The organism is Pantoea sp. SGAir0418 (assembly GCF_043529865.1).
This window is the reverse complement of sequence record NZ_CP027911.1, coordinates 2,851,987-2,878,713: the sequence shown is the minus strand read 5'-3', so window position 1 is coordinate 2,878,713 and position 26,727 is coordinate 2,851,987. Positions and strand designations below refer to the sequence as shown.

Here is a 26,727-nt window from a genome sequence, read left to right as displayed (position 1 = left end):
TATCGGTTGGCATAAAACAGCTAGTGTAACCAAAAGCCGCGCCGCTGCCGGGGCAAACATTCTGATAACCCTCCGACAAAAAGTTGATCACCTTCGCAAAACAGAAATTCACCCGCTGCACCAGGTGCTTTCCCGTCAATGTTACCCTTAACATGATACCGGTAACAGGATGTCGCATTCTGAAACATCTGGCACTGATAACCCCTTTGTCCCATTACAACAAACCGCTGCCGGTAATACGCCGAGCGCAAAAGTGGAGAAAAATTATGCCATTACTCTATGTGGCAATTGGCGTGGCGTTACTGCTGCTGCTGATGATTCGCTTCAAACTTAACGGCTTCATCGCGCTGATTCTGGTGGCACTGGCGGTGGGCATGATGCAGGGCATGCCGGTCAATAAAGTGATTGGATCGATCAAAACCGGCGTCGGCGGTACCCTGGGCAGCCTGGCGCTGATCATGGGCTTTGGCGCGATGCTGGGGAAACTGCTGGCCGACTGCGGCGGTGCGCAGCGTATCGCCACCACGCTGATCGAAAAATTCGGCCAGAAGCACATTCAGTGGGCGCTGGTGCTGACCGGCTTCACCGTGGGCTTTGCGCTGTTTTATGAAGTCGGGTTCGTGCTGATGCTGCCACTGGTGTTCAGCATTGCCGCATCGGCGCGCGTGCCGCTGCTGTATGTCGGCGTGCCGATGGCGGCCGCCTTATCCGTCACGCACGGCTTTCTGCCGCCGCATCCGGGCCCGACCGCGATCGCCACATTATTTAACGCCGACATGGGTAAAACCCTGCTGTACGGTACGCTGCTGGGTATTCCGACGGTGATTCTGGCCGGGCCGGTGTATGCGCGTTTTCTGAAAGGCATTGATAAGCCGATTCCGGAAGGGCTGTGGAACCCGAAAACTTTCAGCGAAGCGGAGATGCCGGGTTTTGGCGTTAGCGTGTGGACGGCGCTGGTGCCGGTGATCCTGATGGCGCTGCGTGCCGTGGCAGAAATGCTGCTGCCGAAAGGCCATGTGCTGCTGCCGTACGCGGAATTTTTTGGCGATCCGATCATGGCGACGCTGATTGCGGTGCTGATTGCCATCTTCACCTTTGGCCTTAACCGTGGCCGCAGCATGGATGAGGTGATGGGCACCATCACTGACTCGATCAAAATCATTGCCATGATGCTGTTGATCATCGGCGGTGGTGGCGCCTTCAAACAGGTGCTGGTAGACAGCGGCGTGGATAAATACATCGCCGGGATGATGCACGAAACCAACGTCTCGCCAATCTTTATGGCGTGGTCAATTGCGGCAGTGCTGCGTATTGCGCTGGGATCTGCCACCGTCGCGGCGATTACCGCCGGCGGCATTGTGGCACCGCTGATTGCCACCAGCGGCGCCAGCCCGGAGCTAATGGTCATTGCCGTCGGTTCCGGCAGTGTCATCTTCTCGCACGTTAACGATCCGGGCTTCTGGCTGTTTAAGGAGTACTTCAACCTGACCATCGGTGAAACTATTCGCTCGTGGTCGGCGCTGGAAACCATCATCTCGGTGTGCGGTCTGCTGGGCTGTTTGCTGCTGTCCGCTGCGCTGTAACCGGCTGAGGCACCGCGCCTCAGCCCCGGCGGCTTACTGCGCTAAGGCGCGGAAGGCCGCCAGTTCGTCCTCCGGCATGCCAGCCTGGCGTGCCGCTGCGCAAATCTGCTGCCAGCTGTTGCTGTCCAGCGGAATGCCCTCGCGTTCACGTGCTGCCCGGTTGCGCGTTTCCCATTCGCCCGGCACCAGAATCTCCGCCTCACCACTTTGCGGTGAACGCCTGACCCACGCGAGAAACTCTTCGGCTTCCTGCTGCATCGCCGGTGCGTCAAACGCGTCTGGGTTCAGGATTATGGTGGTCATGCCGTTGAAGATGGCGTCAGTGCCGGAAAGCAGCGTGGCGTCATGCGTAGTGCGACCGCCGGACAGCGCGCCGCCAAGGATTTCGCACATCGTCGCCAGCGCATAGCCTTTGTGCAGGCCGAAGGCGGTCAGCGCGCCATACGGCGACTGATGCATCACGCCCGGATCGGTGGTCGGCTGGCCCTGCGCATCAAGCAAATAGCCCGGTGCGACCGGCTGACCTTTGTTATACGCCACACGCGTTTTACCAAAGGCGATGCCGCTGGTGGCAAAGTCCAGCAGCAGCGGTTCGCCGTCGCGACGCGGAAATACCGCGCAGAACGGATTGGTGCCGAAGCGGCGATCGCTGCCGTTAAACGGCGCCACCATTGGATCGCCCATCACATTAACGAAGTGAAAGGAGACAAAGCCCGCTACGGCACACTGCTCCGCCCAGTGACCGATACGGCCAATGTGGTGCGAATGATGCAGGCCGACCGCCGCAAGGCCAAACCTGTTCGCCCGCTCAATGCCGTGCTGCATGGCCTCGTACGCGGCCACCTGGCCAAAGCCTTTCTGGCCATTAAGGGTGAGGACCGCGCCAGCGTCTTTTTCGATGCTGACGTGCTGATTGAGCTGTAGAAAGCCCTGCGTCAGCGAGGCCATATAGCTCGGTATCATACCGACGCCGTGGGAGTCATGGCCCGCGAGGTTAGCAGCAACAAGATGATCAGCCACCAGGCGCGCTTCTTCGGCACTGCTACCGGCATGCAGCCAGATAGCCTGAACAAACTGATGTAAGCGGGAAGGGGAAACACGATGCAGTTCAGTCACGCGGTTAATCTCCTTATGGGGGGAGAGAGCATCCTGCGCTGAAATGGATAATAACCGCAAGTAAGGGCTGATAAAGGGCCACAACACGTGGCCCAACAAACTCAGTGCGGCTGTTCGAAGCCGGCTTTAACCATCTGTTCACGCAGTGCGCGTGCAATTTCACGGTTCCCACCCGTGATTGGATAAATAACGTTGTTGACGACATCGTCAAGATAATGCTCATCAAACTCTTGCAGGGTGAGCTGCGTACCGCCTTCGTCATTAATCGCAATGCTGCCACGAATGTGACTGCCATAATCCTTTGCCTTGAGGCTGTAACGACCCATGCTGGTATTAATCGTGCTCATATTATCTCCTTGTTACGTAGACATAGCGAACAATTGAGGCCTGCTACAGGCGCTGTAATTTTAGACAATCAGCGCGCTACGCGTGCGGCGGGATAGCAACTTAAGCGATAAGCTGCGACCGGGCTCGCAGAAAAAAAGAGCAGGCAACAGTCTCTGAGGCAAGTGACTGGGATCGCGCTCTCAGCGTCCAGCGAAGCCGGAATAATCATCTATACTGAATGCACGATGCGTTATTTTTCATCCTGAAGGAGCGAACTATGAAAATAATACTGTGGATTATTGCCATCATCTTTATTGTCGGGTTACTGACGATTACTGGCGTGTTTAAACTGATTTTCTGACGCGTTCAGGCACCCGGCGGGTGCCTGAAAACATTATTCAACGTGACGGGCGGCAGAAGCCGGTTGCAGGGATGACAGCGGGATCACATCGCGCAGGCTGATCGGCTTGCCGCACGCGGCGCAACAGGCGCCGTGATGATCGGGATCGTCGACCTTTTCCTTGCCGGGTACTGTATAAAAAAATTTGGCGCAACCGCAGCGGCTGCAACGAATTGTCATCTCAGTTCCTCCTCTCTCCGTCCTGGAGTGATGAGATTTATCTCAATCATCGGGTGAGTTCAATTGATAAATTTTATTAATTTATTCATGAAATCAATTTCTATGGATAAGTTGCTGAATATTAAGTAATCACCCTAAGTAATCATCAACTGAGCGGTGCATTTTCTGCACCTTTTACCCTCTGCGTTTTGTTTATTTGCCGTTTCGACTCCGTTCGCGCAGTGAGGTAAAATTAACCAGCTGATTGCCAGCAGAGCGGGGTGCGACTGGCGCCATCGTGGCGCGCGCGCTGTACGCGCTCGTGGCATCAGCCATTAACCCACGGCAGCACGGTGCGGCGCGATGTGGCGCTACGTGGTGACTGCCGGATACAGGATGATTTAACAGGAAGAATTGTTGTGAACTGGCGTATTTCTGCAGCCTTTTGCGGCTGTATTTTGACTTCATCGGTCTCTTTTTCGACACCAGCGGCAACCACAGGCGAAGCGATTAAATCGGGCTGGAATACCTTCTCCGATAACGTGGCGCAAACCTGGACACAACCGCAAAATTACGATCTTTACGTCCCGGCTATCACCTGGCACAACCGCTTTACTTACGATGATGAACACATCAAAAAGTACAACGAGCGGCCGTGGGGTGCGGGCGGTGGCGTTTCGCGCTGGGATGAAAAGGGCAACTGGCACGGCCTGTATGCCATGGCGTTCAAAGACTCGTTTAACAAGTGGGAGCCCATCGCCGGCTACGGCTGGGAAGCGACCTGGCGACCGCTGAACGATCAGAATTTCCATCTGGGCGCCGGTTACACTGCGGGCGTGACGGCCAGGGATAACTGGCGATATATCCCGGTTCCGCTGGTATTGCCGCTGGCTTCGATAGGGTATGGCCCGGCAACCTTCCAAATGACTTACATTCCAGGTACTTATAACAACGGCAACGTCTATTTTGCCTGGTTAAGATTTCAGTTTTAATCGCTGAAGATGCGCAGAAAGTGTGAAGGGCATGGAAAAAATCAATATTTATCACTTTTTCATCAATTCGCGCTGGACAAATGTCACTGCAATTGCTGTACTAGATGCCGACACAGTTTAGTGTCCATTTTTCATGTAAAGGTAATATAGATGTCCAAGATCAAAGGTAACGTTAAGTGGTTTAATGAGTCCAAAGGATTCGGTTTCATTACTCCAGAAGATGGCAGCAAAGATGTATTCGTACACTTCTCTGCTATCCAGAGCAACGGCTTCAAAACTCTGGCTGAAGGTCAGCGTGTAGAGTTTGAAATCACCGACGGCGCTAAAGGCCCATCTGCTGCTAACGTTACCGCTCTGTAAGTTAACAGTCAGAATTTTAAAAACCCGCCTGATGGCGGGTTTTTTTTGTGCTTTTTTCAGCCCTGCCACCAGCTAATGGCCCAGGCGATAATCACCAGCGTACTGAGCGACAGCGCCAGCCATTCATTTAAACAGTGCGGTACCAGATTCTTCATGTGCCATGCCTCGCAACTTCATTTATGCCAGCATGGCAAAGCAAGATTAAGCCAGCCTTAAGCCAGCGTGACAGCGGCATGACAAGGCACATTCTGCGGCGTCGCTCACAGATAATTCCCGTAACATACTCATAACAAAGCTTACTTGCAGATTTTTCAGCGGCAACGCTATATAACAGCAGTCAGGGAACGGAGGAGGCAGGATGAACATACGTGAAGCACAGGCCAAAGACAGCTTTGCCCTGAGTGCACTGTTAACCGAGCTGGGTTATCGCGGCACGGAAAAATTTATCAGCGATCGGCTGGCGCAATTGTGCGCCCATCCCGACGAGACGCTGCTGGTGGCGGAACACGGTAACCAGGTGCTGGGATTTCTTTCGCTGCACTTTATTCCGCAGCTGGCATTAGCGGGCGATTTCGCGCGCATCAGCTATTTCTGTATCGCCGAGGGCGAGCGCAGTAAAGGCAGCGGCCAGCAACTGCTGAACCACGCCGAGCAACTGGCGCGCGCGCGCGGCTGCGACCGCATGGAAGTGCATTGTCACGCCTCGCGACTGAAAGCCAACCAGTTTTATGCGCGAGAAGGCTACGTTGAATCGCCACGCTATCACATCAAAGATCTGGGCTGATATTAAGCTCGCGTCCGCAGGCAATCACTAACGCATCGGCGATGCTGTCGAGCTGATCGGCCGGCAGCCGCGCAATGCTGACGCGAATGAACTGCCCGCTGTTGATGCTGCAGCGTTCGCCTGGCAGCACGGTGATGCCTCTGGCGGCGAGGGTGATCATGGCATACTGCTCTGATGCCACCGGCAGCATCACGCTCAGGCCGTCGCGATCTTCCTGTACCAGCCCGCGCCGCGCCAGTGCGGCCAGCAACTGCTGACGGCGCGCGGCATACGTGCCTTTGGCCTGCTGTATGCGCTGCTGGGTGGGCGCATCGCTCAGCATCCAGGCCACCGCATCCTGCAGAATACGGCTGGTCCAGCTGACCCCGAAGTTACGCCACGACTGCAGCCGTTTCACCAGTTCTGTCGTGCCGGATACCACCGCCAGCCGCAAATCCGGGCCGTAGGCTTTGGAAAAGGAGTGCACGTGCAGCGTGCGCTGCGGATAGTGGCGGCCGAGACTCCATACCGGCCAGCGCGACAAATCGCCGATGCCATCATCCTCGACAATCAGGGTGGCACTCTGCGCCAGCACCTGCGCCAGCGCTTCGCTGCGCTGCTGGCTGACGCTGTAGCCGGTCGCCGAGTGGGTGCGTGGCTGATAAATGAACATCGCTGGCGCTTTCTGTAAGTGTGTCGCCAGCACCGCGGGCAGCGGTCCCTGCTCATCACCGGGCAGCGGCAGGATTTCGGCACCGATGTTGTCGAGCATATCCAGCAGACGCGTCGCGGTCGGATCTTCAATCACCACCCGATCGCCGGGTGACAGCAGCGTCTGCACAATCAGGTTCATGGCATCGAAGCCGCCATCGGTCGCCAGCCACGCCTCCGCCGGACAGGGCCAGCGCGGCGCAATGGCCGCCTGCAGCTGTGGCGAAATCGCCTCACGCTGATAGCTATTCAGCTGCGGTGACGCCAGCCCGGCCAGCATCGCCGGGCGCAGATCCGGCAGTAGGGCCGGATCGGGTGCTGCCATCGCCAGCGCGGCCTTGACGTTTTCACCATAGTTGCCAATTTTCTCAAAGCGGACCGGTCGCGGCATCACACTGTTGCCGCACACCCAGATTCCGCTTCGCCCTTTACCCGCCAGTACTTTCTGCTTCTTCAGCTGCGCCCAGGCCGCGGATACCGTGGCCGGACTCACGCCCAGCCGTTCCGCCAAATCGCGCACTGCCGGCATCTGCATGCCCACGGCAATCTGTCCGTCGCGAATCAATGTTGACGCGGCGAGGGTAATGCCTTTAACCGAGGCGTCGTTTATCTGCTGGCTGAGCCACTCTGCATCCACTATTTGCGTCATAAGAAAAAGCTTTGTTCAGTAACAAAGAAATGATTGTTCAGATTAGTATTCGCGTTTTAGACTCAAATTCAAGCACAATTTGCAGAAAAAATGCACAGCGCCAGCGTGGCGGCTGAACAAACGGAGAAGCACAACGATGATCACTATCAGACTGGCGGTGCGCGACTGGGATTACTTCACGCCGCTGGCGCTGGGCGATATTCAGCCACAGGGCTTCAGGCTGGTCATTGACCGCGTAGGCACGCTGGTGGATAACCTGGCCAGCAGTGAACACTACGAAGGCGGTGAGGTGTCGTTCAGCCGCTATGCGCAGGCACGGGCGCGCGGCGACGATTCACTGCTCGGCCTGCCGCACTTTCTGATGCGTGGCTTTCGCCAGCGCTGCATCATCACCACCACCGCCAGCCCGCTCACCACGCCAGCCCAGCTGAAAGGCAAAAGAATCGGCGTTACCGGCTGGCAGGACTCCGGTAATACCTGGACGCGCACCGTGCTGCGCGAAGCGGGCGTCGATATCAACGACGCCTTCTGGTTTGCCGGACGCCTGACCGCTGATCATCCGATTGTTGACCGGCTGGCGGGATTTGGTCGCCCGGGCCGTATCGAACCGGCGCCGGACGAGCGTCCGCTGATTGAACTGTTGAAAGCCGGCGAGCTGGATGCGGTGTTCACGCCGTTTATGCCTGAGGGTTTTTTCCTGAAAGATTCCGGTCTGCGCCAGCTGCAGGCGGATTTCGTCAGTGCTGAGCGCGACTACTTCAACCGCGTCGGCTATGTGCCCGGTATTCATCTGCTGGCGCTGAAGCCGGCGCTGGCGGCGGCGCATCCGTGGCTGCCGCAGGCGCTGAGCGAGGTGATCGATCGCGCGTATCAGCTGTGGATGCGCAAACGCGAGAAGTACGCGGATACCACGCCGTGGCTGCTGGATGATTTGCGACGCACCGCGCAGGATTTGCCTGCCGACTGGAATCAAAACGGATTTACCGCTAACAAAAGGATGATTGCCGACTTCGCCCGTGAGCTGTTCCAGCAGGGCTTAACCACAACGTTGCTCTCGCCGGAGGAGATTTTCCCGGCGGCGGCCAGAGGGGAGTGAAGATGAAAGTAGCCATGGGGCAGTTCGCCGTTAGCCGCGAATGGCAGGAGAACACCGCCATTTGTCGCGGTCTGATGCAGGATGCGCTGGCGGCGGGCGCCGATCTGCTGGTGCTGCCGGAAGGCGTGCTGGCGCGCGATATCGCCGATCCCGATCTGGTGTTAAAAGCCGCACAGCCGCTGGACGGGCCGTTTGTCAGTCAGCTGCTGGAAACCAGCAAAGGTAACGCGCTGACCACCATGATGAGCGTGCACGTGCCGACGCAGGATAACAAAGCGCACAACGTGCTGATTGCCCTGCGTAATGGCGAAATCATCGCGCAGTACGTCAAGCTGCATCTGTACGATGCCTTCGCCATGCAGGAGTCGCAGCGGGTCAATCCGGGTGATGCCGTGCCGCCGCTGGTTGAGGTGGCCGGCATGAAAGTCGGGCTGATGACCTGCTACGACGTGCGTTTTCCCGAACTGGCGCGCCGGCTGGTGCTGGACGGTGCCGACGTGCTGGTGCTGCCTTCCGCCTGGGTAAAAGGACCGTTAAAGGAGATGCACTGGGAACTGCTGACCAGTGCGCGCGCGCTGGAAAACACCTGCTACATGGTGGCGGTAGGCGAGTGCGGGCCGCGCAACATTGGTAACAGTCTGGTGATCGATCCGCTTGGCGTGGTGATTGCTAAGGCACCGGAGTGCGCTGCACTGGTGTTTGCCGAACTGGATCCGGCCCGCATCGCCTACGCCCGCAGCGTGCTGCCGGTACTGGAAAATCGCCGCTTTGCCCGTCCGGAATTGCAATCACTTTGACCTGCCTGGGGGAAACTGACTGATGAAAATGCTTTTAACCGCCATCGCGCTGGCGACCGGCCTGACGGCGAGCGTCGCCCAGGGAGCGGACGCCATTCCGACGCAAAAAATGGATCAGGCGCTGCACGATCGACTGCCCGCGCAGATCAAGCAGGCTGGCAAAATGATCTCGGTAAACAACGGCTCCTTTCCGCCGTATGAGATCGTTAACGGGCCGCACTCAATGGATGGCGCCTCGGCCGATCTTACCGTGGCGCTCGGCCAGCTGTTGGGCGTGAAAATTGAACACGCGACGGTGAGCGGTCTGTCCGGCGTACTGGCCGGCATTAATTCCGGACGCTATCAGATGGCCATCGGGCCGATAGGTGATTATCCGGATCGCCAGCAGAAGGTGGACTTCATCGACTACGTGCAGGAGTTCGTGGTGTTTGGCGTGCAGAAGGGCAATCCGGCGCACATCAACGGTCTGGCAGATACCTGCGGCAAGCGCATTGCGGTGATGGCGGCCGGTTCGGCGGAGCAGGTGATCCGCAAACAGTCAGCCGCCTGTGAGGCTGCGGGCAAACCTGCAGTCGTAGTGCAGTCCTTTACCGATCAGCCTTCGTCGATACTGGCGGTGCGCTCGAAGCGTTCGGATGCCTTCTTCTCCTCGCAGGCGCCGCTGACCTATTTCATTGAGCAGGCGCAGGGGCAGCTTGAACTGTCTGGTCAGGGGCAGAAAAACGGCTTTGGCGATATCTTTCAGGGCACGGTCGTTCCCAAAGGCTCGCCGCTGGGTGAGGTGGTGCTGGATGCCTACAAAGAACTATTTGCCAACGGCACCTACGCGGCCATCATGAAAAAGTGGCAGCTGGACGGCAACATGCTGCCGCAGCCGGGACGTAACCTGGCGCAGGAGACGGCAAAATGAGTGCCGTCGGCCCCAACGCGCGCCCCACGGATCAGGCTGACGTGCCGCAGCGCGACGTCGCTTTTGCCCGTAGCGCGCCCGCGTATGGACGCTGGGTTAGCTGGATCGTGGTCCTGACGCTGGCAGCGAATGGTCTGTGGCTGGTGGCGACCAATCCCAATTTTGAGTGGCACGTGGTGCTGCAGTGGTTTACCGAAGGCACGGTGCTGAAAGGGCTGCAGGTGACGCTCGGGCTGACGGTGGTGTCGATGGTGCTGGGCACCCTGCTGGGGCTGCTGCTGGCGGTCTGGCGGCTGTCAGAGAATAAACTGCTGAGCGGCGTGTCGGCGCTCTACATCTGGTTCTTTCGCGGTACGCCGCTGCTGGTGCAGCTGATATTCTGGTACAACCTGTCGACGCTGTTTCCCACGCTATCGATCACCGTGCCGTGGACGGACATCACCTTTGCCAGCTGGAATACCAACGATCTGATCACGCCGCTGACCGCCGCCATCGCCGGTCTGGCGCTCAACGAGGCTGCCTATATGGCGGAGATAATCCGTGCCGGCCTGCTGTCGGTCGATCACGGTCAGGTTGAAACTACTCAGGCGTTTGGCATGAGCCGCAGCCGCGCGCTGCGGCGTATCATCATTCCGCAGGCGATGCGCGCCATTATTCCCCCGACCGGCAACCAGCTGATTAGCATGATCAAAGCTACGTCGCTGGTGAGCGTCATCGCGATGGGCGATCTGCTCTATTCGGTGCAGGCCGTTTACAACCGTACCTTTGAAATCATTCCGATGCTGATGGTGGCGGTGATCTGGTATCTGCTGATTACCTCGATCCTCAATGTCGGCCAGTCAGCCATTGAGCGCTACTACGCGCGCGGCAGCAAACGTACCGTGGTGGTGAACAAACGACGCGCCAGCAGTGACACGGCGCTGGCTGCGGCCCCGCGTTTAAAGGAGGACGTATGAGCGAGATTCAGCCGCTGGTGCGCGCGCGTAATGTGCAAAAGAGCTTCGGTGATAACGCGGTGCTGAAAGGCATCGACCTTGATGTGTTTCCGGGCGAAGTGGTGGTGATTCTCGGGCCTTCGGGCTCCGGCAAGTCGACCTTTCTGCGCTGCATTAATCATCTGGAAGAGATGAATGCCGGCTCGATTATGGTGGGCGACGAGCAGATTGGTTACGCGCTAAAGCGCGGCTTGCTGCATCGCCTGTCGGCGCGGAAAATTGCCCATCAGCGGCAGAAAATCGGCATGGTGTTTCAGCAGTTCAATCTCTATCCCCATATGACGGTACTGCAAAACATCATGGAAGCGCCGATTGGCGTGCACAAGTTTCCACGCGATGAGGTGCTGCAACACGCGCGTGAGCTGCTGGCAACGGTCGGATTGAGCGATAAAGCCGACGCCTGGCCGCGACATTTGTCGGGGGGACAACAGCAGCGCGTGGCGATTGCCCGTGCGCTGGCGATCAAACCGCTGCTGATGCTGTTCGATGAACCGACCTCAGCGCTGGATCCGGAGCTGGTGGGGGAAGTGCTGGCTACCATGCGTACCTTAGCCAATCGCGGCCTGACCATGATTGTGGTGACGCATGAGATTGGCTTTGCGCGTGAAGCCGCCGATCGCGTGGTGTTCATGGATGGTGGCGTGGTGGTGGAACAGGGACCGCCAGAGCAGGTGATTGGCAATCCGCAGCATCCGCGTACCCAGGCGTTTCTCAGCCGCTTTATCTGACCGTGAGATCTCACTCTGTTACAGATTGCAGTTGAGCGTGGTGAATAACTGCGCGTTAATAGTGCAGTCCGTTTTTCGCGAAGGTTGAAAGGTAAAATATGGAAGGTATCAGTATTGCCAAACTGCTGATCATCGGTGCGCTTATCGTACTGCTTTTTGGCACCAACAAGTTACGTTCACTGGGTGGCGATCTGGGTTCCGCAATCAAGGGCTTTAAAAAAGCCATGAAAGATGATGAATCCACCGCAACCAAAAGCAGTGCCGAAGAAACGCCTGCTGAACGCGTCGGCCATAAAGAGTAATCTCTGCGCTGAACGTCAATAAGTGTAAATATTTATTACGTTAAAAAACCAGACTGCTACAGTCTGGTTTTCGTTTTTTTAGTGCCAGACAATGTGATGTTCAAGCGGTTCATCCCAGCCTGGCAGGTTGCCGCCGTGATCGCCGCTGGCGGTCAGTGTGCTGTCAGCGCTGTGCCACTCATCCAGCCATGCTTCGCTAAAGGTCAGCGGCAGAATAGCGGGCGCAATATCATCCTGCTGCATCGCCAGTTCCATCAGTGCACAATCAATCGCGCTGAGATCGCTGTCATCAATTGGCGTGATAATAGCGGCAGGCTGCGGCAGTACGGTAATCAACTTATTGTAACGGCTGCTGACATGCCCCTGTTCATCGAAGAACTCTGCACTGAAAACATGCTGTGCCGCGCTTAAATCGGCGGGCTGAGCGAACTGCCAGTGACCCTGTGCGTCGCCCGTTACCACCTCGATCAGCACATTATCGATATAAATATGCACCTGATCGCCGGCAGCCAGCGTGCCGCTAAACATTTTCGGCTCACCGCTGTCATCGTAATCCACCGCATAGTCGGGTTGCTGTATGTCGCGCAGCACAGCCACCTCTGGCAGACTCAGCGGCTGCCGGGCTGGGAGCGTGGGGACAGGCGACGGGTGGAGCGTCTGATGTTCAGCTGTATACCATGCCGCAGGCAGCGCGCTGACCAGCGACAGCGCCGGGCTGAGCGCCGGAACCTCAGGCAGGCTGTGCCAGACGCTCTCGCCGGCGGCCTGCTGCGCTGACTCCAGCGGCGGCAGCGCTGGCAGCAACGGCGTTTCATCCGGCGTTACGCTGCGCAGTTCGGTGAACGGCAGTGCGGGCGCGGGCGCAGACGCAAGCTGCGCGCTTTGCGGCAGGTGCAGATGAATTTCGTCGTAGCGGTGGTCGATGCTGATGGCGGTTGCAAGAAACGCCAGTTCGCACGACGCATGGGGCGTCACGAACGGATTAGTGATATCCATGGGCGTGGTACGCGCTTTTAGCGCATCCAGGCTTTCGCCCGACGCGCCGCTTCGCGGTCTACCAGAGGATGGACCTGACACATCCGCCGCCCGCATAAAATCGAGCTCATCGATATGAAAGGATGATTGCATAATCTGACCTTTATGAAAAAAACACTGAGAAAATAAAATAATAAACAGGCTCTTATGGCCTCAGCGGTTAAAGCGACAGATTTGCGACAGGAATTAAGCGGTTTAAGCAGAATTTTTGCGATTGCGCCGCAGCAGGGCGCAATCGCGGCAGGAGATTACTTCACTTCCAGGCCTTTCGCCTGCATATCAGCGTGATAAGACGAGCGGACGAAAGGACCGCAGGCGGCGTGGGTAAAGCCCATCGCCAGCGCTTCTTCTTTCATCTCATCAAATTCAGCCGGGCTGACGTAACGCTGTACCGGCAGGTGGTGACGGCTTGGCTGCAGGTACTGGCCGAGGGTCAGCATGGTGACACCGTGGCGACGCAGATCGCGCATCACCTCGATGATTTCCGCATTGGTTTCCCCGAGACCGACCATCAGACCGGATTTGGTTGGCACGTCCGGATGCGCCTCTTTAAAACGCTCCAGCAGCTTCAGCGACCACTCATAGTTAGCGCCCGGACGCACCTGACGATAGACGCGCGGTACGTTTTCCAGGTTATGGTTGAACACATCCGGCGGGGTCGCCGTGAGGACCTCCAGCGCGCGATCCATACGGCCGCGGAAGTCCGGCACCAGCGTTTCAATTTTAATGGGCGGGCTTTTCTCGCGGATGGCGCTGATGCAGTCAGCAAAGTGCTGTGCACCGCCGTCACGCAGATCGTCGCGGTCCACCGAGGTGATCACCACATAGCGCAGCGCCATGTCGGCGATGGTTTGTGCCAGCTTCAGCGGCTCGTTGGCGTCCGGCGCGTTTGGCCGACCGTGTGCCACATCGCAGAACGGACAGCGGCGGGTACAGATGGCACCGAGGATCATAAAGGTGGCGGTGCCGTGGTTAAAGCATTCGGCAAGGTTAGGGCAGGAAGCCTCTTCACACACCGAGTGCAGGCCGTTTTTACGCATCGCCGCTTTGATGCCCTGAATGCGGCTGGAATCCGCAGGCAGCTTGATCTTCATCCACTCCGGCTTACGCAGGATTTCCTGGCGTTCAGTGACCACGGTTTTTACCGGAATCAGCGCCATTTTGTCGGCATCGCGATACTTGACGCCACGTTCCATCTGAATTGGTTTACTCATAAATCTGCAGGTTCCGGTCGGGATTGCGATTTGAAAGCTTCCTCACTCAAACTGAGAACCAGGCTTTCAACTTTATTTGAAAAAATTGCAAAAATTATATCATCTCGCCGGGGCAGAAGCAGCCGATAAGCCGTGGCGAAAGTTACAATTTTGTAAATGCGCACGTACGGTCAAGGTCAGCACGCGGCCTCATCATGCCATTCCGTGTCGCTAAAGCCGGTCAGGCGCGCGAAATGCTGCACCAGGCGCGGTTGCACGTCCGCCGGCGTGACGCCGGGCCGGAAGGCGCTGATCTGCGTCATCTGCATGCCGGCATAGCCGCAGGGATTGATGCGCAGGAAGGGCGCCAGATCCATCGCGACGTTGAGCGCCAGACCGTGAAACGAGCAGCCTTTGCGGATGCGCAGGCCGAGCGAACAGATTTTCGCATCGCCAACGTATACGCCGGGCGCATCCGCACGCGCACGCGCGCTGATGTCGTAATCAGCCAGCGTAGCGATGACCGTCTCTTCCAGTGCGGTGACCAGATCGCGCACGCCCAGCTTGCGGCGTTTAACGTCAATCAGGACATACATCACCTGCTGGCCCGGGCCATGATAGGTTACCTGGCCGCCGCGATCGCTCTGTACCACCGGAATATCGCCCGGCACCAGCACATGTTCGGCTTTGCCCGCCTGGCCCTGAGTAAACACCGCGGGGTGTTCCACCAGCCAGATTTCATCGGCGGTGGCGCTGTCGCGCCGATCGGTAAAGTGATGCATGGCATCGGAGACGGGCTGCCAGTCGCGCTGGCCAAGCTGACGAACAAGAAGCGTATTAGCAGACAAAGCAGAAGTCCGGTAGCGAGTGGAGGGCAGAGTATAACGCTGGCAAAGCGGCCTTTACCAGCGTCAGCATTACAGCACCATGCGCACGATTTCGATGTTGCCCAGCTCTTCGTACAGGGTTTCCACCTGTTCGATGTGGGTGGCGTTAATGGTGATCGACACCGAGTGATAATTGCCTTTGCTGCTGGGCTTCACGTCAGGGCTGTAGTCGCCGGGCGCATGACGCTGCACCACTTCAACCACTTGATCAACCAGCTCCGGTTGCGCCAGGCCCATCACTTTGTAGGTAAAAGGCGTCGGGAATTCGAGCAGTTCATTCAGTTTGGTTTTCATATTAACTCCGGTGCATAAAAAACAGGCTCCCGCCGAAGCGGGAGCAATATAGTAGCTTATCTGGGGACGGGTTGGCGATTTTTCAAGCGCGCCTTAGCCGAACCAGTGATGGAACATCAGTTTGATGTAATCGATGATGCGGCTGAAGAAACCGCCTTCCTGCACTTCGTTCAGCACCACCAGCGGACGCTGTTCAATGGTTTTACCATCCAGCTGGAAGTTGATGCTGCCCACGACCTGGTTTTTCTGCAGCGGCGCGTGCAGTTCGGTGTTGTTCAGCACGTAACTGGCCTTGAGGTCTTTCATGCGGCCGCGCGGGATGGTCAGGTAGGCATCTTTTTCCACGCCGAGCTGCACGCGATCGCTGTTGCCAAACCATACCGGCTCAGACGCAAACTCTTTGCCCGCCTTCAGCGGTGCCACGGTTTCGAAGAAGCGGAAGCCCCAGGTCAGCAGCTTTTTACTTTCGGTTTCACGGCCTTTGAAGGTGTGACCGCCCATCACCGCCGAGATCAGACGCATCTGGCCTTCGGTCGCTGACGCCACCAGGTTGTAGCCGGCGGCTTCGGTGTGGCCGGTTTTGATGCCGTCGACGTTCAGGCTGGTATCCCACAGCAGGCCGTTACGGTTCATCTGGCGGATGTTATTAAAGGTGAACTCTTTCTCTCTGTAGACCGCGTACTCATCCGGCACATCGCGAATCAGCGCCTGGCCAATCAGCGCCATGTCACGCGCCGTACTGTACTGACCGTCAGCATCAAGACCGTGCACGGTCTGGAAATGGGTATTTTTCAGGCCCAGCGCACCCACGTAGTTGTTCATCAGGTTAACGAACGCGTCCTGGCTGCCGGCAACGTAATCGGCCATTGCCACGCAGGCGTCGTTACCGGACTGCAGCACAATACCGCGCGTCAGCTGAGAGACCGGTACGCGATCGCCCGGCTTGAGGAACATCAGCGAGGAGCCTTTGAACACCGGATTGCCGGTTGCCCAGGCATCTTTACCGACGGTAACAATGTCATCCTGATGGATTTTGCCCGCTTTGACCGCCTGGCCGATGACGTAGCTGGTCATCATTTTGGTCAGACTGGCCGGGTCGCGGCGCGCGTCCGCGTTCTTTTCCGCCAGCACTTTGCCGGAGTTATAGTCGATCAGCACGTAAGCTTCGGCATCGATGTCCGGCACGCCCGGAATCATGGTTTTCAGATTAACATCATCTGCAAAGGCAACGTGGCTGAGGGAGAGAGCGACCAGTGATCCCACTGTCAGGCGTTTCAGAAAACGAGAAGGTTTCAGCGTATTCATGTTCAGGACTACAGCATCCGTGGGGTTAAGAGTGAAAAAAGTGCCTTACTATAGCAAAGCTGCCATCGTGCGACATCTGGCTTTATGCCTCAGTGTCAGCAGGCAAGGGCACGGCCCGTCACATTGACGGGCGGGCCGTGGTAATAAAGGAGCTGATCTGCGCTTCAGTGCTCAGACGCTGCTGCAGCGCCGCGGCCTGAGCCCGGCTGCTGAAACCGCCAAGCTGCACGCGGTAGACGTTGCCATTGGCTTCCACCGCGCCGGGTACACCAAAGCGCTGGCCAAGGCTGTCCGCCATCTGCCGGGCGCGTGCGGCATCATTCAGGGCGCCAACCTGTACCACAAAACCGCTGCCGGCATGGGCGCTGGCGTTATGGCTGGCCAGAGCCGGACTCGCTGCCGCTGCCGGTGCGGCAGGGCTGGCGGCAACCGCTGTGGCCGGCGCGCTGCCTTCCAGTACGCCGCTGGCTAACGGCTGCGGTGCGCCGAGAAAGCCGCTGCTCTGCACCGGTGCGCCGATGTTGCCGTTGCTCTGCAGTGAACTGTTATCCACCGCGCGAACGTCCTGTGCGGCAGGCGCTGGCGCGCTGCTGGCGCCGGTCATCACCATGCCGCCGCTCAGGTCAGGCCGCGCCGGCAGCGCATAGCTCTGTTTGGCCACGGTGGTGCCGATGGTGCCCGGGCCGGACACCGAACCGTCCGGCGCTACTTTGATGTAATCCACCCGTACGCGGGTGTTATTGGAAATATTCAGGCGATCGCCCGCGGCGCGCGACAGGTCGATAATCCGGCCCGGCGTATAAGGGCCGCGATCGTTGACGCGCACCACAATCTGCCGGCCATTGGCCAGGTTGGTGACGCGCACGTAGCTCGGCAGTGGCAGGGTAGGGTGTGCGGCGCTTAACGCGTCCGGATCGTAGGTTTCACCCAGCGCGGTGCGGTTGCCCTGCGCCTCTTCACCGTACCAGGTTGCCAGACCAACTTCGCTGTAGTTGGACGGATCTTTAATCACCCGGTAGGTTTTGCCGTTGACGCTGTAGTCCTGGCTGGTAGAGGGATTGATCGGCTCATAGCGCGGCTCCACGCCGGGAATCTCCACCACCGGACCATTGTAGGCCGGCTGCGGCGGGGCCGTGTTCGTCTGCTGTTCCGGTGTGGAACAGGCAGCCAGTACCAGTGATGCCAGAGCAACCCCAAGCCAGTCCTTACGCATGTGCAGCCTCTTAAACGCTTTTAGATAACATTTTTCGATGAGTATGGATCGACATCACGATGCCAAATCCGGCCATTAATACAATCAGCGCCGATCCGCCGTAGCTCACCAGCGGCAGCGGCACGCCAACCACCGGTAAGATACCACTAACCATGCCAATGTTAACGAAAACATACACAAACAGAATCAGCATCAGGCCGCCGGACATCACGCGACCAAAGGTGGTTTGCGCGCGTGCGGCAATCACCAGCCCGCGCATGATCAGCAGCAGATAAAGTACCAGCAGCAGCAGGACGCCCACCAGGCCGAGCTCTTCCGCCAGCACCGCGAAGATAAAGTCGGTGTGACGTTCGGGCAGAAACTCCAGCTGCGACTGGGTGCCATGCAGCCAGCCTTTGCCGCGCAGTCCGCCGGAGCCGATAGCAATCTTGGACTGAATAATGTGGTAACCGGCACCGAGCGGATCGCTCTCGGGATCGAGCAGCATCATCACGCGGTCGCGCTGATAATCGTGCATCAGGAAGAACCACAGAATCGGGATGAACGCCGCCACCAGCAGCACGGCCACGCCAATCAGCTTCCAGCTCATGCCCGAGAGAAACAGCACGAACAGGCCGGAGGCAGCGATCAGAATGGAGGTACCGAGGTCCGGCTGCGCCGCCACCAGCAGCGTCGGCATGAAAATCAGCACCAGCGCGATGCCGGTGTTTTTCAGCGTCGGCGGGCAGACATCGCGGTTGATGAAGCGTGCCACCATCAGCGGCACGGCGATTTTAGCGATTTCCGACGGCTGGAAGCGCACAAAACCAAGATCCAGCCAGCGCTGTGCCCCTTTACTGATGTGGCCGAAGGCATCGACCGCCACCAGCAAAATCACGCAGACAATGTAGAGGTAGGGCGCCCAGCTTTCATACACGCGCGGCGGCACCTGCGCCATCACCAGCATGATGATGGTGCCCATGGCAATCTGCCCGAGCTTGCGCTCCATCATGCCCGGATCCTGGCCGCTGGCGCTCCAGATAACAATGGCGCTGTAGGCCAGCAGGCTGATGATGATCAGCATAAACAGCGGGTCGATATGGATACGCGTCCAGATCGTTCTTTTCTGGGGACTATCGTTCATCGACATCGTTATTCACCTTCGTAACCGGGCGGCATGGGTGCGGCTTCTGGCAGCACGGTATTGTTGTCGCCCAGCATTATGTGGTCGAGAATCTGGCGCATTACGGTGCCCACCGCCGGGCCGGCACCGCCGTTTTCCAGAATCATGGTGACGGCGACGCGCGGCTTGTCGTACGGCGCGAAGGCGGTCATCAGCTTATGGTCACGCAGTCGTTCGGCAATTTTATGCGCGTTGTAAGTCTCATTCTCTTTCAGGCCAAACACCTGTGCGGTACCGGATTTCGCCGCAATCTTGTACGGTGCATCGGCAAAGCTTTTATGCGCGGTGCCGTTGGCGCGGTTGGCCACGCCATACATGCCGTCTTTGGCGATCTCCCAGTAGCCGGAGTGAATGTCGCCAATCGGCGCATCCGGCGGCTGGCGATACGGCACCATGCTGTTGCCTTCACGGGTGGCGCGCAGCAGGTGTGGCACTTTAATCACGCCGTCGTTAATCAGGATCATCAGCGCTTTGTTCATCTGCACCGGCGTCGCCGTCCAGTAGCCCTGGCCGATACCGACCGGAATGGTATCGCCCTGATACCACGGCTTTTTAAAGCGTTTCATCTTCCATTCGCGCGTCGGCATGTTACCGGGGCTCTCCTGCGGCAGGTCGATACCGGTACGGTGGCCGTAGCCGAATTTTGTCATCCACTCCGACAGGCGGTCGATGCCCATGTCATAGGCCACCTGATAGAAGAAGGTATCCGCCGACTCTTCCAGCGATTTGGTGACGTTGAGGCGACCGTGGCCCCACTTTTTCCAGTCGCGGTAGCGTTTTTCTGAGCCCGGCAGCTGCCACCAGCCCGGATCGAACAGGCTGGTATTACGGTTGATCACGCCGGCGCTGAGCGCTGAGACCGCCACATAAGGTTTAACCGTGGAAGCTGGCGGATACGATGCCTGCAGCGCACGGTTATACAGCGGGCGGTTCTCATCGCCGAGCAGCGCCTTATAATCTTTACTCGAAATACCATCGACAAACAGATTCGGATCGTAACTGGGTGTGGAGACCAGCGCGAGAATCTCACCGGTGCGCGGATCGCTCACCACCACGGCGGCGCGGCTGCCGGTCAGCAGGGTTTCGATGTACTGCTGTAGCTTGAGATCGATGGTCAGCCAGATATCGCGTCCGGCCTGCGGTGACTGCTCATGCAACTGACGGATCACGCGACCGCGGTTGTTAACTTCCACCTCTTCGTAACCGGTTTTGCCGTGCAGCACATCTTCGTAATAGTTTTCGATGCCGAGCTTACCGATGTCGTGGGTGGCTGCGTAATTCGGCCATTTGCCTTCTTCATCAAGGCGCTTGACGTCACGATCGTTGATTTTCGAGACGTAACCCACCACGTGCGTCAGCGTCTGGCCGTAAGGATAGTAGCGGCGCTGGTAGCCTTTTACTTCCACGCCCGGGAAGCGGTACTGGTTCACTGCGAAGCGCGCGACCTGCACTTCATTCAGGCCGGTTTTGACCGGAATGGAGGTAAAGCGGCGCGAGCGCTTGCGCTCTTTTTCAAACGCATCGATGTCATCGTCGGTCAAATCCAGCACCGGCCGCAGATCCTGCAGCGTCTGCTTCAGGTCATCGACTTTTTCCGGCACCAGCTCGGCCTGGTAAATGGTGCGATTGAGCGCCAGCGGCACACCGTTGCGGTCATAGATGATGCCGCGGCTGGGGGCGACCGGCACCAGTTTGATGCGGTTTTCGTTTGAACGGGTGCTGTAGTCGTCGAAGCGCAGGATCTGCAGATGATACAGATTGACCACCAGCACGCTGGAGAGCAGCAGGATGCCGACAAAGGCCACCAGGGCGCGGCGGACAAACAGTTTCTGTTCGGCAGTGTAATCGCGAAAAGCGTTGCTCTGTAATTTCATCCGCTGCGTTTATTGTCTGGAGGTTGTCAGGCGTTTATTCACGGTGATAAGGGTGATTGGTGGTAATACTCCAGGCACGATACAGGCTTTCCGCCACCAGCACACGCACCAGCGGATGCGGCAGCGTTAACGCGGACAGCGACCAGCTCTGCTCGGCTGCCGCTTTACACGCCGGCGCCAGGCCTTCCGGCCCACCAATCAGCAGGCTGACATCACGCCCGTCCAGCTTCCAGCGCTCTAACTGCTGCGCCAGCTGCGGCGTTTCCCACGGCTGTCCGGGAATATCCAGCGTCACAATGCGGTTGCCTTTGCCCACCGCCGCCAGCATCGCTTCACCCTCTTTTTCCAGAATGCGTTTGATGTCGGCGTTTTTGCCGCGTTTACCGGCCGGCACTTCAGTCAGCTCAAACGGCATATCTTTGGGAAAGCGACGCAGGTACTCCATGAAACCGGTCTGAACCCAGTCGGGCATTTTGGTGCCGACGGCGACAAGCTGCAGTTTCAACGTTTAGCTCCAGAGCTTTTCCAGCTCGTACAGCTGGCGGCTCTCTTCCTGCATCACGTGCACGATCACTTCACCGAGATCGACCACAACCCAGTCAGCAGCCGCTTTGCCGTCGACGCCGAGCGGTTTCAGGCCAGCCGCGCGCGATTCCTGCATCACATGGTCAGCGATGGAGGAGACGTGACGGTTGGAGGTCCCGGTACAGATAATCATGCAATCGGTGATACTGGATTTGCCCTGCACATCAATCGCAACGATGTCCTGGCCTTTGAGATCATCAATCTTATCAATAACGAACTCTTGGAGTGCTTTGCCTTGCAAAAGGTTCCCCTTAAAAACAGGTGATTATGGGCAGGCTGAATGCCCCGGAAAACGCAGCCAAAAATGAAGCGGCGCAGTATAGCACGCGGCGATCAATCGCGATATAAGCCCGCGCGATCGATGTAGTCGATCACCGCCGCTGGCAGCAGATCGGCGCAGTCCAGGCCATGATGGCGGCGCTGGCGAATCTCAGTGGCAGAAATGTCGAACAGCGGCGTATCGGCCAGCCAGATGTGGCCTGCCGGTGCGCGATGCAACTGCTGCACTTCATGCGCGCGGTGCGCATCCAGCCACTGCTGCATCTCTGGCGTAGCCATCTGCGCGGCGTAGCCTGGACGCTGACAAACCAGCAGGTGACACAGCGACAGCAGTTCCTGCCAGCGATGCCATTTTCCTAACGTTAGCAGAGAATCCTGACCGATGATAAACCCCAGGGGCTGTTGTGCACCGCGCTCGGCGCGCAGGGTTTCCAGCGTGTCCACCGTCCATGACGGCGTGGTGCGCGTCAGCTCGCGCGTGTCGATATCAAACAGCGGACGATCGGCAATGGCGCAGCGCAGCATCGCCACGCGCTGTTGTGCGCTGGCTTCCGGCTGTGGCCGGTGCGGCGGCACGTTGTTTGGCAGCAGCGTCACTTTTTGCAGGCCAACCTGCTGCGCCAGCGCGGTGACCGGACGCAGATGCCCGAAATGAATGGGATCGAAGGTGCCGCCAAACAGCGCATAAAGGTCAGACATCAGTTAAACCCAGCGGAAAATCACGATGGCACAGCAGCAACGACAGCGTCTCCAGCTGCGGCCACAGATTCTGACCGTAGTCCTGCTTCATGGTCAGTTCGAGTTGAGCCAGCAGATGCACCGCTTGCTGCAGCCGTTGCGCATCCAGTCGCTGCAGCGCTTCAGTGAACAGGGCACGGCGGTTCTGCCAGATACGCTGTTGATCCATCAGCGTGCGCAGCGGCTGCTTCGCCTGCTGGCGTTGCAGCTGCAGTAGCGTCAGCAGATCGCGCTGCAGCGTGCGCAGCAGAATCACCACTTCGCTGTCCTCTTTTTGCAGCTGACGCAAAATGTGCAGCGCGCGTTTGCTCTTGCCGGCCAGCAGCGCATCAACCCAGTGAAACGGCGTGAAATGCGCGGCATCGTTCACCGCTTCTTCCACGCGGGGCAGCGTCAGTTTGCCGTCCGGCCACAGCAGCGACAGCCGCTCCAGCGCCTGGGCCAGCGCCAGCAGATTACCTTCATAACAGTAGCAGAGCAGCTGAATTGCCGCGTCATCAATACTCAGCTGCAGGGCTTTCGCGCGGGCGGCCACCCAGCGCGGCAGCTGCGCCTGTTCCGGCGTCTGGCACGGCACCAGCACCGCACTGGCGCTGAGCGCTTTGAACCAGGCGCTGTTTTCCTGCGCTTTGGTCAGCTTCGCCATACGCAGCACCAGCATAATGTCGCTGTGCAGCAGCGCCGCCAGTTTCACCAGCTGTTCGGCGATGGCGGCGTTGGGGCCGTTTTCCGGCAGCTGCAGCGTCAGCGTCTGGCGCTGTGTGAACAGGCTCAGCGACTGACAGCTGGCGAAAATCGCCTCCCAGTCAGTCTGCGCATCAACGCTGACGGAAAAATGCTCGTCGAAGCCCTGCTGAGCGGCGGCAGCGCGGATGGCATCTGCGCTCTCCTGAATCAGCAGGGGTTCATTACCGGTGAGAAAATAACAGGCGCGCAGCCCCTCTCGAAGCTGCGCGCGCAGTTGTTCAGGATAGATCCTGATCATTGCAGACTGGTGGCTGACGAGGAGGGCACTTCCGGTGAGTCCGCGCCTGGCGCAATCACTTCAGGTTGCGGCAGCGTCTCTTTGTTGCTCTCCTGCGCGGCGTGTACCGTCAGCAGCTTACGTACCAGCTGCTCGGCGGCACGCTGACGCATCTCCTGCACGATCATATCCTGCTCGGCATCCTTCGCCAGCGCGGCGTTCGGGTTGTCGAAGAACGAACGGTACACCGTGGTGCTGATCGGATAAATGCCTTTACCCGGCAGCAACACCTGCGCGCTGACGGTCATCACCAGCGAGTATTCGGCGGTGGTGCCGCTGATGAATACCGACGCGGTATCGCGTCCCTGGCTCTCCGCGCCGAGACGCAGCGTCGGGTATTGCGCACTGGCCGCTTTGCTGTCTTCAACGATTTTGACATCGTTGATGCGCAGCTGCTGACGCACGGTGCGCGCCAGCGGGCCATACGGATCGCCGCTCTGGACGATCAGCGTTTTCATTTCCGGTGGCACCTGCGTGGTGCCGCGCGGATGAAAACCACAGCCGGCAGTGACCAGCACTGCCAGCAGGACAAACAGCCTGATAACGAGTTGTCGCACAGTTCCTCCTGAACTTAACCTACGACCAGGTTAAGCAGTTTGCCAGGGACATAAATCACTTTACGAAGGGTGACGCCATCCAGATATTTCGCCACCAGATGCTCCTGTGCCGCACGCGCCTGCACCTGCTCCTGCGTCGCATCCGGCGCCACGGTAATTTTACCACGCACTTTACCGTTGACCTGCACCACCACCAGCAGCGAATCCTCTACCATTGCTGCTTCATCGGCAACCGGCCAGCTGGCGTCGTCGATGCTGCCTTCGCCACCCAGTGCCTGCCACAGCACGTAGCTGGCGTGCGGGGTGAAGGGATAGAGCAGGCGCGTTACGGCGACCAGCGCTTCCTGCATCAGGGCGCGATCCTGTTCGCTCTCCTGCGGCGCGCGCAGCAGTTTGTTCATCAGCTCCATGATCGCCGCAATCGCGGTGTTGAAGGTCTGACGACGGCCGATGTCATCCGCCACTTTGGCGATGGTTTTGTGCAGATCGCGACGCAGCGCTTTCTGCTCATCGTTGAGCGCGTTGACATCCAGCGCCACGGTCGCGCCTTTAGCCACGTGATCGTACGCCAGCTTCCATACGCGTTTCAGGAAGCGGTTAGCGCCTTCCACGCCTGACTCCTGCCACTCCAGCGTCATTTCCGCCGGGGAGGCAAACATCATGAACAGGCGCACGGTATCTGCGCCGTAGCGCTCAACCATCAGCTGCGGGTCGATGCCGTTGTTTTTGGACTTCGACATTTTGCTCATGCCCGCGTAGATCACTTCGCGGCCCTGATTGTCGATGGCTTTGGTGATGCGGCCTTTTTCGTCGCGCTCGACGTTAACGTCAACCGGAGAAACCCAGTTGCGCTCGCCGTTGGCGCCGACGTAGTAGAAGGCGTCAGCCAGTACCATGCCCTGACACAGCAGACGTTTGGCCGGCTCGTCAGAGTTGACCAGGCCCGCGTCGCGCAGCAGCTTGTGGTAGAAGCGGAAATACATCAGGTGCATGATGGCGTGTTCGATACCGCCCACATACTGATCGACCGGCAGCCAGTAGTTCGCTGCCGCCGGATCCAGCATGCCTTCGTTGTAGTTCGCACAGGTGTAACGCGCGTAGTACCACGATGATTCCATAAAGGTGTCGAAGGTGTCGGTTTCACGCAGCGCCGGCTGACCGTTGACGGTGGTTTTCGCCCACTCCGGATCGGCTTTGATTGGGCTGGTGATACCGTCCATGACCACGTCTTCCGGCAGAATTACCGGCAGCTGATCTTCTGGCGTTGGCATTACGGTGCCATCTTCCAGCGTCACCATCGGAATTGGCGCACCCCAGTAGCGCTGGCGTGACACACCCCAGTCGCGCAGGCGATAGTTTACTTTACGCACGCCGACGCCTTTGGCCGCCAGCGCATCGGCGATGGCATTGAAGCCGGCGTCGTGGTCCAGACCGTCAAACTCGCCGGAGTTGAACAGCGTGCCTTTTTCGGTCATCGCTGCGGCGCTGATATCCGGCGCGGTACCGTCGAGGTTGAGTACCACCGGCTTGATGTTGAGATCATATTTGGTGGCGAATTCCCAGTCGCGCTGGTCATGACCCGGTACGGCCATCACGGCACCGGTGCCGTACTCCATCAGCACGAAGTTAGCGACCCAGACCGGAATCTCCTCGCCCGTCAGCGGATGGATAGCGTGCAGGCCGGTGGCCATGCCTTTCTTCTCCATCGTGGCCATGTCCGCTTCGGCGACTTTGGTGTTGCTGCATTCAGCAATGAAGTCAGCCAGCGCCGGGTTGTTGACGGCAGCCTGGCGTGCCAGAGGATGACCGGCTGCCACGGCGACATAGGTTGCCCCCATGAAGGTGTCCGGACGGGTGGTGTAAACCGTGACTTTTTCCGCGCTGTTGGCCACGTCAAAGGTGATCTCGACACCTTCAGAACGGCCAATCCAGTTGCGCTGCATGGTCTTGACCTGCTCCGGCCAGTCTTCCAGCTTATCGAGGTCGTTGAGCAGCTCTTCGGCGTAATCGGTGATTTTCACGAACCACTGCGGGATCTCTTTGCGTTCGACTTTGGTGTCGCAGCGCCAGCAGCAGCCATCGATCACCTGTTCGTTCGCCAGTACGGTCTGGTCGTTCGGGCACCAGTTGACCGCGGAGGTTTTTTTGTAGACCAGACCTTTTTCGTACAGTTTGGTGAAGAACCACTGTTCCCAACGGTAATACTCAGGCTGACAGGTCGCCAGTTCGCGACTCCAGTCATAGCCGAAGCCCAGCAGTTTCAGCTGGTTTTTCATGTATTCGATGTTGTCGTAGGTCCAGGGCGCTGGCGCAGTGTTGTTTTTCACCGCCGCCCCTTCGGCGGGCAGGCCAAAGGCATCCCAGCCAATCGGCTGCAGGACGTTTTTGCCCAGCATGCGCTGGTAGCGCGCAATTACATCGCCAATGGTGTAGTTACGCACGTGGCCCATGTGCAGGCGGCCAGAAGGATAGGGCAGCATAGACAGGCAGTAGTATTTCTCTTTGCCTTCCTGCTCGGTCACTTTGAAGGTTTCGTTTTCGTCCCAGTGCTGCTGGACGCGGGATTCTATCTCTTCCGGGCGGTATTGCTCTTGCATGGCTGCCTGTGGTCCTTGTGAAATCGTTTTTTAAACACTTTTGATCCGCATAGCATACCCATAAGGCCGCCCCTCAACAACAATTGACGCCCTCCG

Annotated in this window: 28 protein-coding genes; 10 read left to right on the top strand and 18 right to left on the bottom strand. The window is 58.3% G+C overall.

Annotated features, from left to right (window positions below):
- Positions 1 to 266: 266 nt before the first annotated feature.
- The gene (gntT, locus tag C1N84_RS13445; RefSeq protein ID WP_021508602.1) at positions 267 to 1,583 is read left to right on the top strand and encodes a gluconate transporter; all 1,317 of its coding nucleotides are present in this window, start codon (positions 267 to 269) and stop codon (positions 1,581 to 1,583) included.
- Between the two features lie 33 nt (positions 1,584 to 1,616).
- Here the strand turns inward: gntT and C1N84_RS13440 are convergent, their stop codons facing one another.
- The 3 genes from C1N84_RS13440 to C1N84_RS13430 form a co-directional block, all read right to left on the bottom strand.
- Positions 1,617 to 2,699, bottom strand: coding sequence for a malate/lactate/ureidoglycolate dehydrogenase (locus tag C1N84_RS13440; RefSeq protein WP_264441526.1), 1,083 nt, complete (start codon positions 2,697 to 2,699; stop codon positions 1,617 to 1,619).
- Positions 2,700 to 2,800: 101 nt separating this feature from the next.
- A complete protein-coding gene (locus tag C1N84_RS13435; protein ID WP_058781245.1) occupies positions 2,801 to 3,046 on the bottom strand; it encodes a hypothetical protein in 246 nt (81 codons plus the stop codon).
- A gap of 374 nt (positions 3,047 to 3,420) precedes the next feature.
- Positions 3,421 to 3,606, bottom strand: coding sequence for a hypothetical protein (locus C1N84_RS13430; protein ID WP_058781246.1), 186 nt, complete (start codon positions 3,604 to 3,606; stop codon positions 3,421 to 3,423).
- Positions 3,607 to 4,004: 398 nt separating this feature from the next.
- Here C1N84_RS13430 and pagP point away from each other — a divergent pair, with 398 nt between their 5' ends.
- From pagP to C1N84_RS13415, 3 genes are all read left to right on the top strand, one after another.
- Positions 4,005 to 4,577, top strand: coding sequence for a lipid IV(A) palmitoyltransferase PagP (pagP, locus tag C1N84_RS13425; protein WP_021508599.1), 573 nt, complete (start codon positions 4,005 to 4,007; stop codon positions 4,575 to 4,577).
- 150 nt (positions 4,578 to 4,727) lie between these two features.
- Positions 4,728 to 4,937 carry a transcription antiterminator/RNA stability regulator CspE gene (gene cspE, locus C1N84_RS13420; RefSeq protein ID WP_010615627.1) on the top strand — a complete coding sequence of 70 codons (210 nt, stop codon included), beginning with the start codon at positions 4,728 to 4,730 and terminating at the stop codon, positions 4,935 to 4,937.
- Between the two features lie 358 nt (positions 4,938 to 5,295).
- A complete protein-coding gene (locus C1N84_RS13415) occupies positions 5,296 to 5,721 on the top strand; it encodes a GNAT family N-acetyltransferase (protein ID WP_021508597.1) in 426 nt (141 codons plus the stop codon).
- Here C1N84_RS13415 and C1N84_RS13410 read toward each other — a convergent pair.
- On the bottom strand, positions 5,705 to 7,060 hold the full coding sequence (locus C1N84_RS13410; RefSeq protein WP_132465596.1) for an aminotransferase class I/II-fold pyridoxal phosphate-dependent enzyme: 1,356 nt from the start codon (positions 7,058 to 7,060) through the stop codon (positions 5,705 to 5,707). The genes C1N84_RS13415 and C1N84_RS13410 overlap by 17 nt on opposite strands.
- A 136-nt stretch (positions 7,061 to 7,196) precedes the next feature.
- On the opposite strand from C1N84_RS13410, the gene C1N84_RS13405 reads away from it, so the two are divergent.
- From C1N84_RS13405 to tatE, 6 genes are all read left to right on the top strand, one after another.
- On the top strand, positions 7,197 to 8,156 hold the full coding sequence (locus C1N84_RS13405) for a nitrate ABC transporter substrate-binding protein (protein WP_264441525.1): 960 nt from the start codon (positions 7,197 to 7,199) through the stop codon (positions 8,154 to 8,156).
- 2 nt (positions 8,157 to 8,158) lie between these two features.
- Positions 8,159 to 8,953: a deaminated glutathione amidase gene (locus tag C1N84_RS13400; protein ID WP_059010522.1), complete on the top strand. Its 795-nt coding sequence runs from the start codon at positions 8,159 to 8,161 to the stop codon at positions 8,951 to 8,953.
- A 22-nt stretch (positions 8,954 to 8,975) separates the two neighbouring features.
- A complete protein-coding gene (locus C1N84_RS13395; protein ID WP_125309952.1) occupies positions 8,976 to 9,863 on the top strand; it encodes an ABC transporter substrate-binding protein in 888 nt (295 codons plus the stop codon).
- Positions 9,860 to 10,819 carry an amino acid ABC transporter permease gene (locus tag C1N84_RS13390; protein WP_264441524.1) on the top strand — a complete coding sequence of 320 codons (960 nt, stop codon included), beginning with the start codon at positions 9,860 to 9,862 and terminating at the stop codon, positions 10,817 to 10,819. Before C1N84_RS13395 ends, C1N84_RS13390 begins: the two co-directional genes overlap by 4 nt.
- On the top strand, positions 10,816 to 11,586 hold the full coding sequence (locus C1N84_RS13385) for an amino acid ABC transporter ATP-binding protein (protein ID WP_058757904.1): 771 nt from the start codon (positions 10,816 to 10,818) through the stop codon (positions 11,584 to 11,586). The genes C1N84_RS13390 and C1N84_RS13385 overlap by 4 nt, the downstream gene beginning before the upstream one ends.
- A 98-nt stretch (positions 11,587 to 11,684) precedes the next feature.
- Positions 11,685 to 11,888, top strand: a complete 204-nt coding sequence (tatE, locus tag C1N84_RS13380; RefSeq protein WP_010618871.1) for a twin-arginine translocase subunit TatE — start codon at positions 11,685 to 11,687, stop codon at positions 11,886 to 11,888.
- Between the two features lie 78 nt (positions 11,889 to 11,966).
- Here the strand turns inward: tatE and C1N84_RS13375 are convergent, their stop codons facing one another.
- The 14 genes from C1N84_RS13375 to leuS form a co-directional block, all read right to left on the bottom strand.
- Positions 11,967 to 13,016 (bottom strand): hypothetical protein, encoded by a 1,050-nt coding sequence (locus C1N84_RS13375; RefSeq protein WP_264441523.1) that lies wholly within the window; start codon positions 13,014 to 13,016, stop codon positions 11,967 to 11,969.
- A 155-nt stretch (positions 13,017 to 13,171) separates the two neighbouring features.
- Positions 13,172 to 14,137 (bottom strand): lipoyl synthase, encoded by a 966-nt coding sequence (lipA, locus tag C1N84_RS13370; protein WP_394541638.1) that lies wholly within the window; start codon positions 14,135 to 14,137, stop codon positions 13,172 to 13,174.
- A gap of 176 nt (positions 14,138 to 14,313) precedes the next feature.
- Entirely contained in the window at positions 14,314 to 14,964 is a 651-nt protein-coding gene (lipB, locus tag C1N84_RS13365) for a lipoyl(octanoyl) transferase LipB (RefSeq protein ID WP_222985620.1), read from the bottom strand.
- A 69-nt stretch (positions 14,965 to 15,033) separates the two neighbouring features.
- Positions 15,034 to 15,297 carry a DUF493 family protein YbeD gene (gene ybeD / locus C1N84_RS13360; RefSeq protein WP_010618866.1) on the bottom strand — a complete coding sequence of 88 codons (264 nt, stop codon included), beginning with the start codon at positions 15,295 to 15,297 and terminating at the stop codon, positions 15,034 to 15,036.
- Between the two features lie 93 nt (positions 15,298 to 15,390).
- Complete coding sequence (gene dacA / locus C1N84_RS13355) at positions 15,391 to 16,602, bottom strand: D-alanyl-D-alanine carboxypeptidase DacA (protein WP_021508587.1); 1,212 nt, start codon at positions 16,600 to 16,602, stop codon at positions 15,391 to 15,393.
- 118 nt (positions 16,603 to 16,720) lie between these two features.
- Positions 16,721 to 17,815 carry an endolytic peptidoglycan transglycosylase RlpA gene (rlpA, locus tag C1N84_RS13350; protein WP_058769434.1) on the bottom strand — a complete coding sequence of 365 codons (1,095 nt, stop codon included), beginning with the start codon at positions 17,813 to 17,815 and terminating at the stop codon, positions 16,721 to 16,723.
- Positions 17,816 to 17,825: 10 nt separating this feature from the next.
- Positions 17,826 to 18,938 (bottom strand): peptidoglycan glycosyltransferase MrdB, encoded by a 1,113-nt coding sequence (gene mrdB / locus C1N84_RS13345; protein WP_031279886.1) that lies wholly within the window; start codon positions 18,936 to 18,938, stop codon positions 17,826 to 17,828.
- A gap of 8 nt (positions 18,939 to 18,946) precedes the next feature.
- A complete protein-coding gene (mrdA, locus tag C1N84_RS13340) occupies positions 18,947 to 20,851 on the bottom strand; it encodes a peptidoglycan DD-transpeptidase MrdA (RefSeq protein WP_021508584.1) in 1,905 nt (634 codons plus the stop codon).
- 34 nt (positions 20,852 to 20,885) lie between these two features.
- Positions 20,886 to 21,356 carry a 23S rRNA (pseudouridine(1915)-N(3))-methyltransferase RlmH gene (rlmH, locus tag C1N84_RS13335; protein WP_058757899.1) on the bottom strand — a complete coding sequence of 157 codons (471 nt, stop codon included), beginning with the start codon at positions 21,354 to 21,356 and terminating at the stop codon, positions 20,886 to 20,888.
- A 3-nt stretch (positions 21,357 to 21,359) separates the two neighbouring features.
- Positions 21,360 to 21,677, bottom strand: a complete 318-nt coding sequence (gene rsfS, locus C1N84_RS13330) for a ribosome silencing factor (protein ID WP_021508582.1) — start codon at positions 21,675 to 21,677, stop codon at positions 21,360 to 21,362.
- A gap of 92 nt (positions 21,678 to 21,769) precedes the next feature.
- Positions 21,770 to 22,414 carry a nicotinate-nucleotide adenylyltransferase gene (gene nadD / locus C1N84_RS13325; RefSeq protein ID WP_150360918.1) on the bottom strand — a complete coding sequence of 215 codons (645 nt, stop codon included), beginning with the start codon at positions 22,412 to 22,414 and terminating at the stop codon, positions 21,770 to 21,772.
- On the bottom strand, positions 22,407 to 23,438 hold the full coding sequence (holA, locus tag C1N84_RS13320; RefSeq protein WP_021508580.1) for a DNA polymerase III subunit delta: 1,032 nt from the start codon (positions 23,436 to 23,438) through the stop codon (positions 22,407 to 22,409). The genes nadD and holA overlap by 8 nt, the downstream gene beginning before the upstream one ends.
- Positions 23,435 to 24,034, bottom strand: coding sequence for an LPS assembly lipoprotein LptE (lptE, locus tag C1N84_RS13315; protein ID WP_021508579.1), 600 nt, complete (start codon positions 24,032 to 24,034; stop codon positions 23,435 to 23,437). Before lptE ends, holA begins: the two co-directional genes overlap by 4 nt.
- Before the next feature lie 14 nt (positions 24,035 to 24,048).
- Entirely contained in the window at positions 24,049 to 26,631 is a 2,583-nt protein-coding gene (gene leuS / locus C1N84_RS13310; protein ID WP_058769436.1) for a leucine--tRNA ligase, read from the bottom strand.
- Between the last annotated feature and the right edge of the window lie 96 nt (positions 26,632 to 26,727).

Bases quoted from the DNA above. Each gene is read 5' to 3' on its own strand.
- gntT (WP_021508602.1), top strand. From the start codon at position 267: ATGCCATTACTCTATGTGGCAATTGGCGTGGCGTTACTGCTGCTGCTG.
- C1N84_RS13435 (WP_058781245.1), bottom strand. From the start codon at position 3,046: ATGAGCACGATTAATACCAGCATGGGTCGTTACAGCCTCAAGGCAAAG.
- C1N84_RS13430 (WP_058781246.1), bottom strand. From the start codon at position 3,606: ATGACAATTCGTTGCAGCCGCTGCGGTTGCGCCAAATTTTTTTATACA.
- cspE (WP_010615627.1), top strand. From the start codon at position 4,728: ATGTCCAAGATCAAAGGTAACGTTAAGTGGTTTAATGAGTCCAAAGGA.
- C1N84_RS13415 (WP_021508597.1), top strand. From the start codon at position 5,296: ATGAACATACGTGAAGCACAGGCCAAAGACAGCTTTGCCCTGAGTGCA.
- C1N84_RS13410 (WP_132465596.1), bottom strand. From the start codon at position 7,060: ATGACGCAAATAGTGGATGCAGAGTGGCTCAGCCAGCAGATAAACGAC.
- C1N84_RS13405 (WP_264441525.1), top strand. From the start codon at position 7,197: ATGATCACTATCAGACTGGCGGTGCGCGACTGGGATTACTTCACGCCG.
- C1N84_RS13400 (WP_059010522.1), top strand. From the start codon at position 8,159: ATGAAAGTAGCCATGGGGCAGTTCGCCGTTAGCCGCGAATGGCAGGAG.
- C1N84_RS13395 (WP_125309952.1), top strand. From the start codon at position 8,976: ATGAAAATGCTTTTAACCGCCATCGCGCTGGCGACCGGCCTGACGGCG.
- C1N84_RS13390 (WP_264441524.1), top strand. From the start codon at position 9,860: ATGAGTGCCGTCGGCCCCAACGCGCGCCCCACGGATCAGGCTGACGTG.
- C1N84_RS13385 (WP_058757904.1), top strand. From the start codon at position 10,816: ATGAGCGAGATTCAGCCGCTGGTGCGCGCGCGTAATGTGCAAAAGAGC.
- tatE (WP_010618871.1), top strand. From the start codon at position 11,685: ATGGAAGGTATCAGTATTGCCAAACTGCTGATCATCGGTGCGCTTATC.
- C1N84_RS13375 (WP_264441523.1), bottom strand. From the start codon at position 13,016: ATGCAATCATCCTTTCATATCGATGAGCTCGATTTTATGCGGGCGGCG.
- lipA (WP_394541638.1), bottom strand. From the start codon at position 14,137: ATGAGTAAACCAATTCAGATGGAACGTGGCGTCAAGTATCGCGATGCC.
- ybeD (WP_010618866.1), bottom strand. From the start codon at position 15,297: ATGAAAACCAAACTGAATGAACTGCTCGAATTCCCGACGCCTTTTACC.
- dacA (WP_021508587.1), bottom strand. From the start codon at position 16,602: ATGAATACGCTGAAACCTTCTCGTTTTCTGAAACGCCTGACAGTGGGA.
- rlpA (WP_058769434.1), bottom strand. From the start codon at position 17,815: ATGCGTAAGGACTGGCTTGGGGTTGCTCTGGCATCACTGGTACTGGCT.
- mrdB (WP_031279886.1), bottom strand. From the start codon at position 18,938: ATGAACGATAGTCCCCAGAAAAGAACGATCTGGACGCGTATCCATATC.
- mrdA (WP_021508584.1), bottom strand. From the start codon at position 20,851: ATGAAATTACAGAGCAACGCTTTTCGCGATTACACTGCCGAACAGAAA.
- nadD (WP_150360918.1), bottom strand. From the start codon at position 22,414: ATGTCTGACCTTTATGCGCTGTTTGGCGGCACCTTCGATCCCATTCAT.
- holA (WP_021508580.1), bottom strand. From the start codon at position 23,438: ATGATCAGGATCTATCCTGAACAACTGCGCGCGCAGCTTCGAGAGGGG.
- leuS (WP_058769436.1), bottom strand. From the start codon at position 26,631: ATGCAAGAGCAATACCGCCCGGAAGAGATAGAATCCCGCGTCCAGCAG.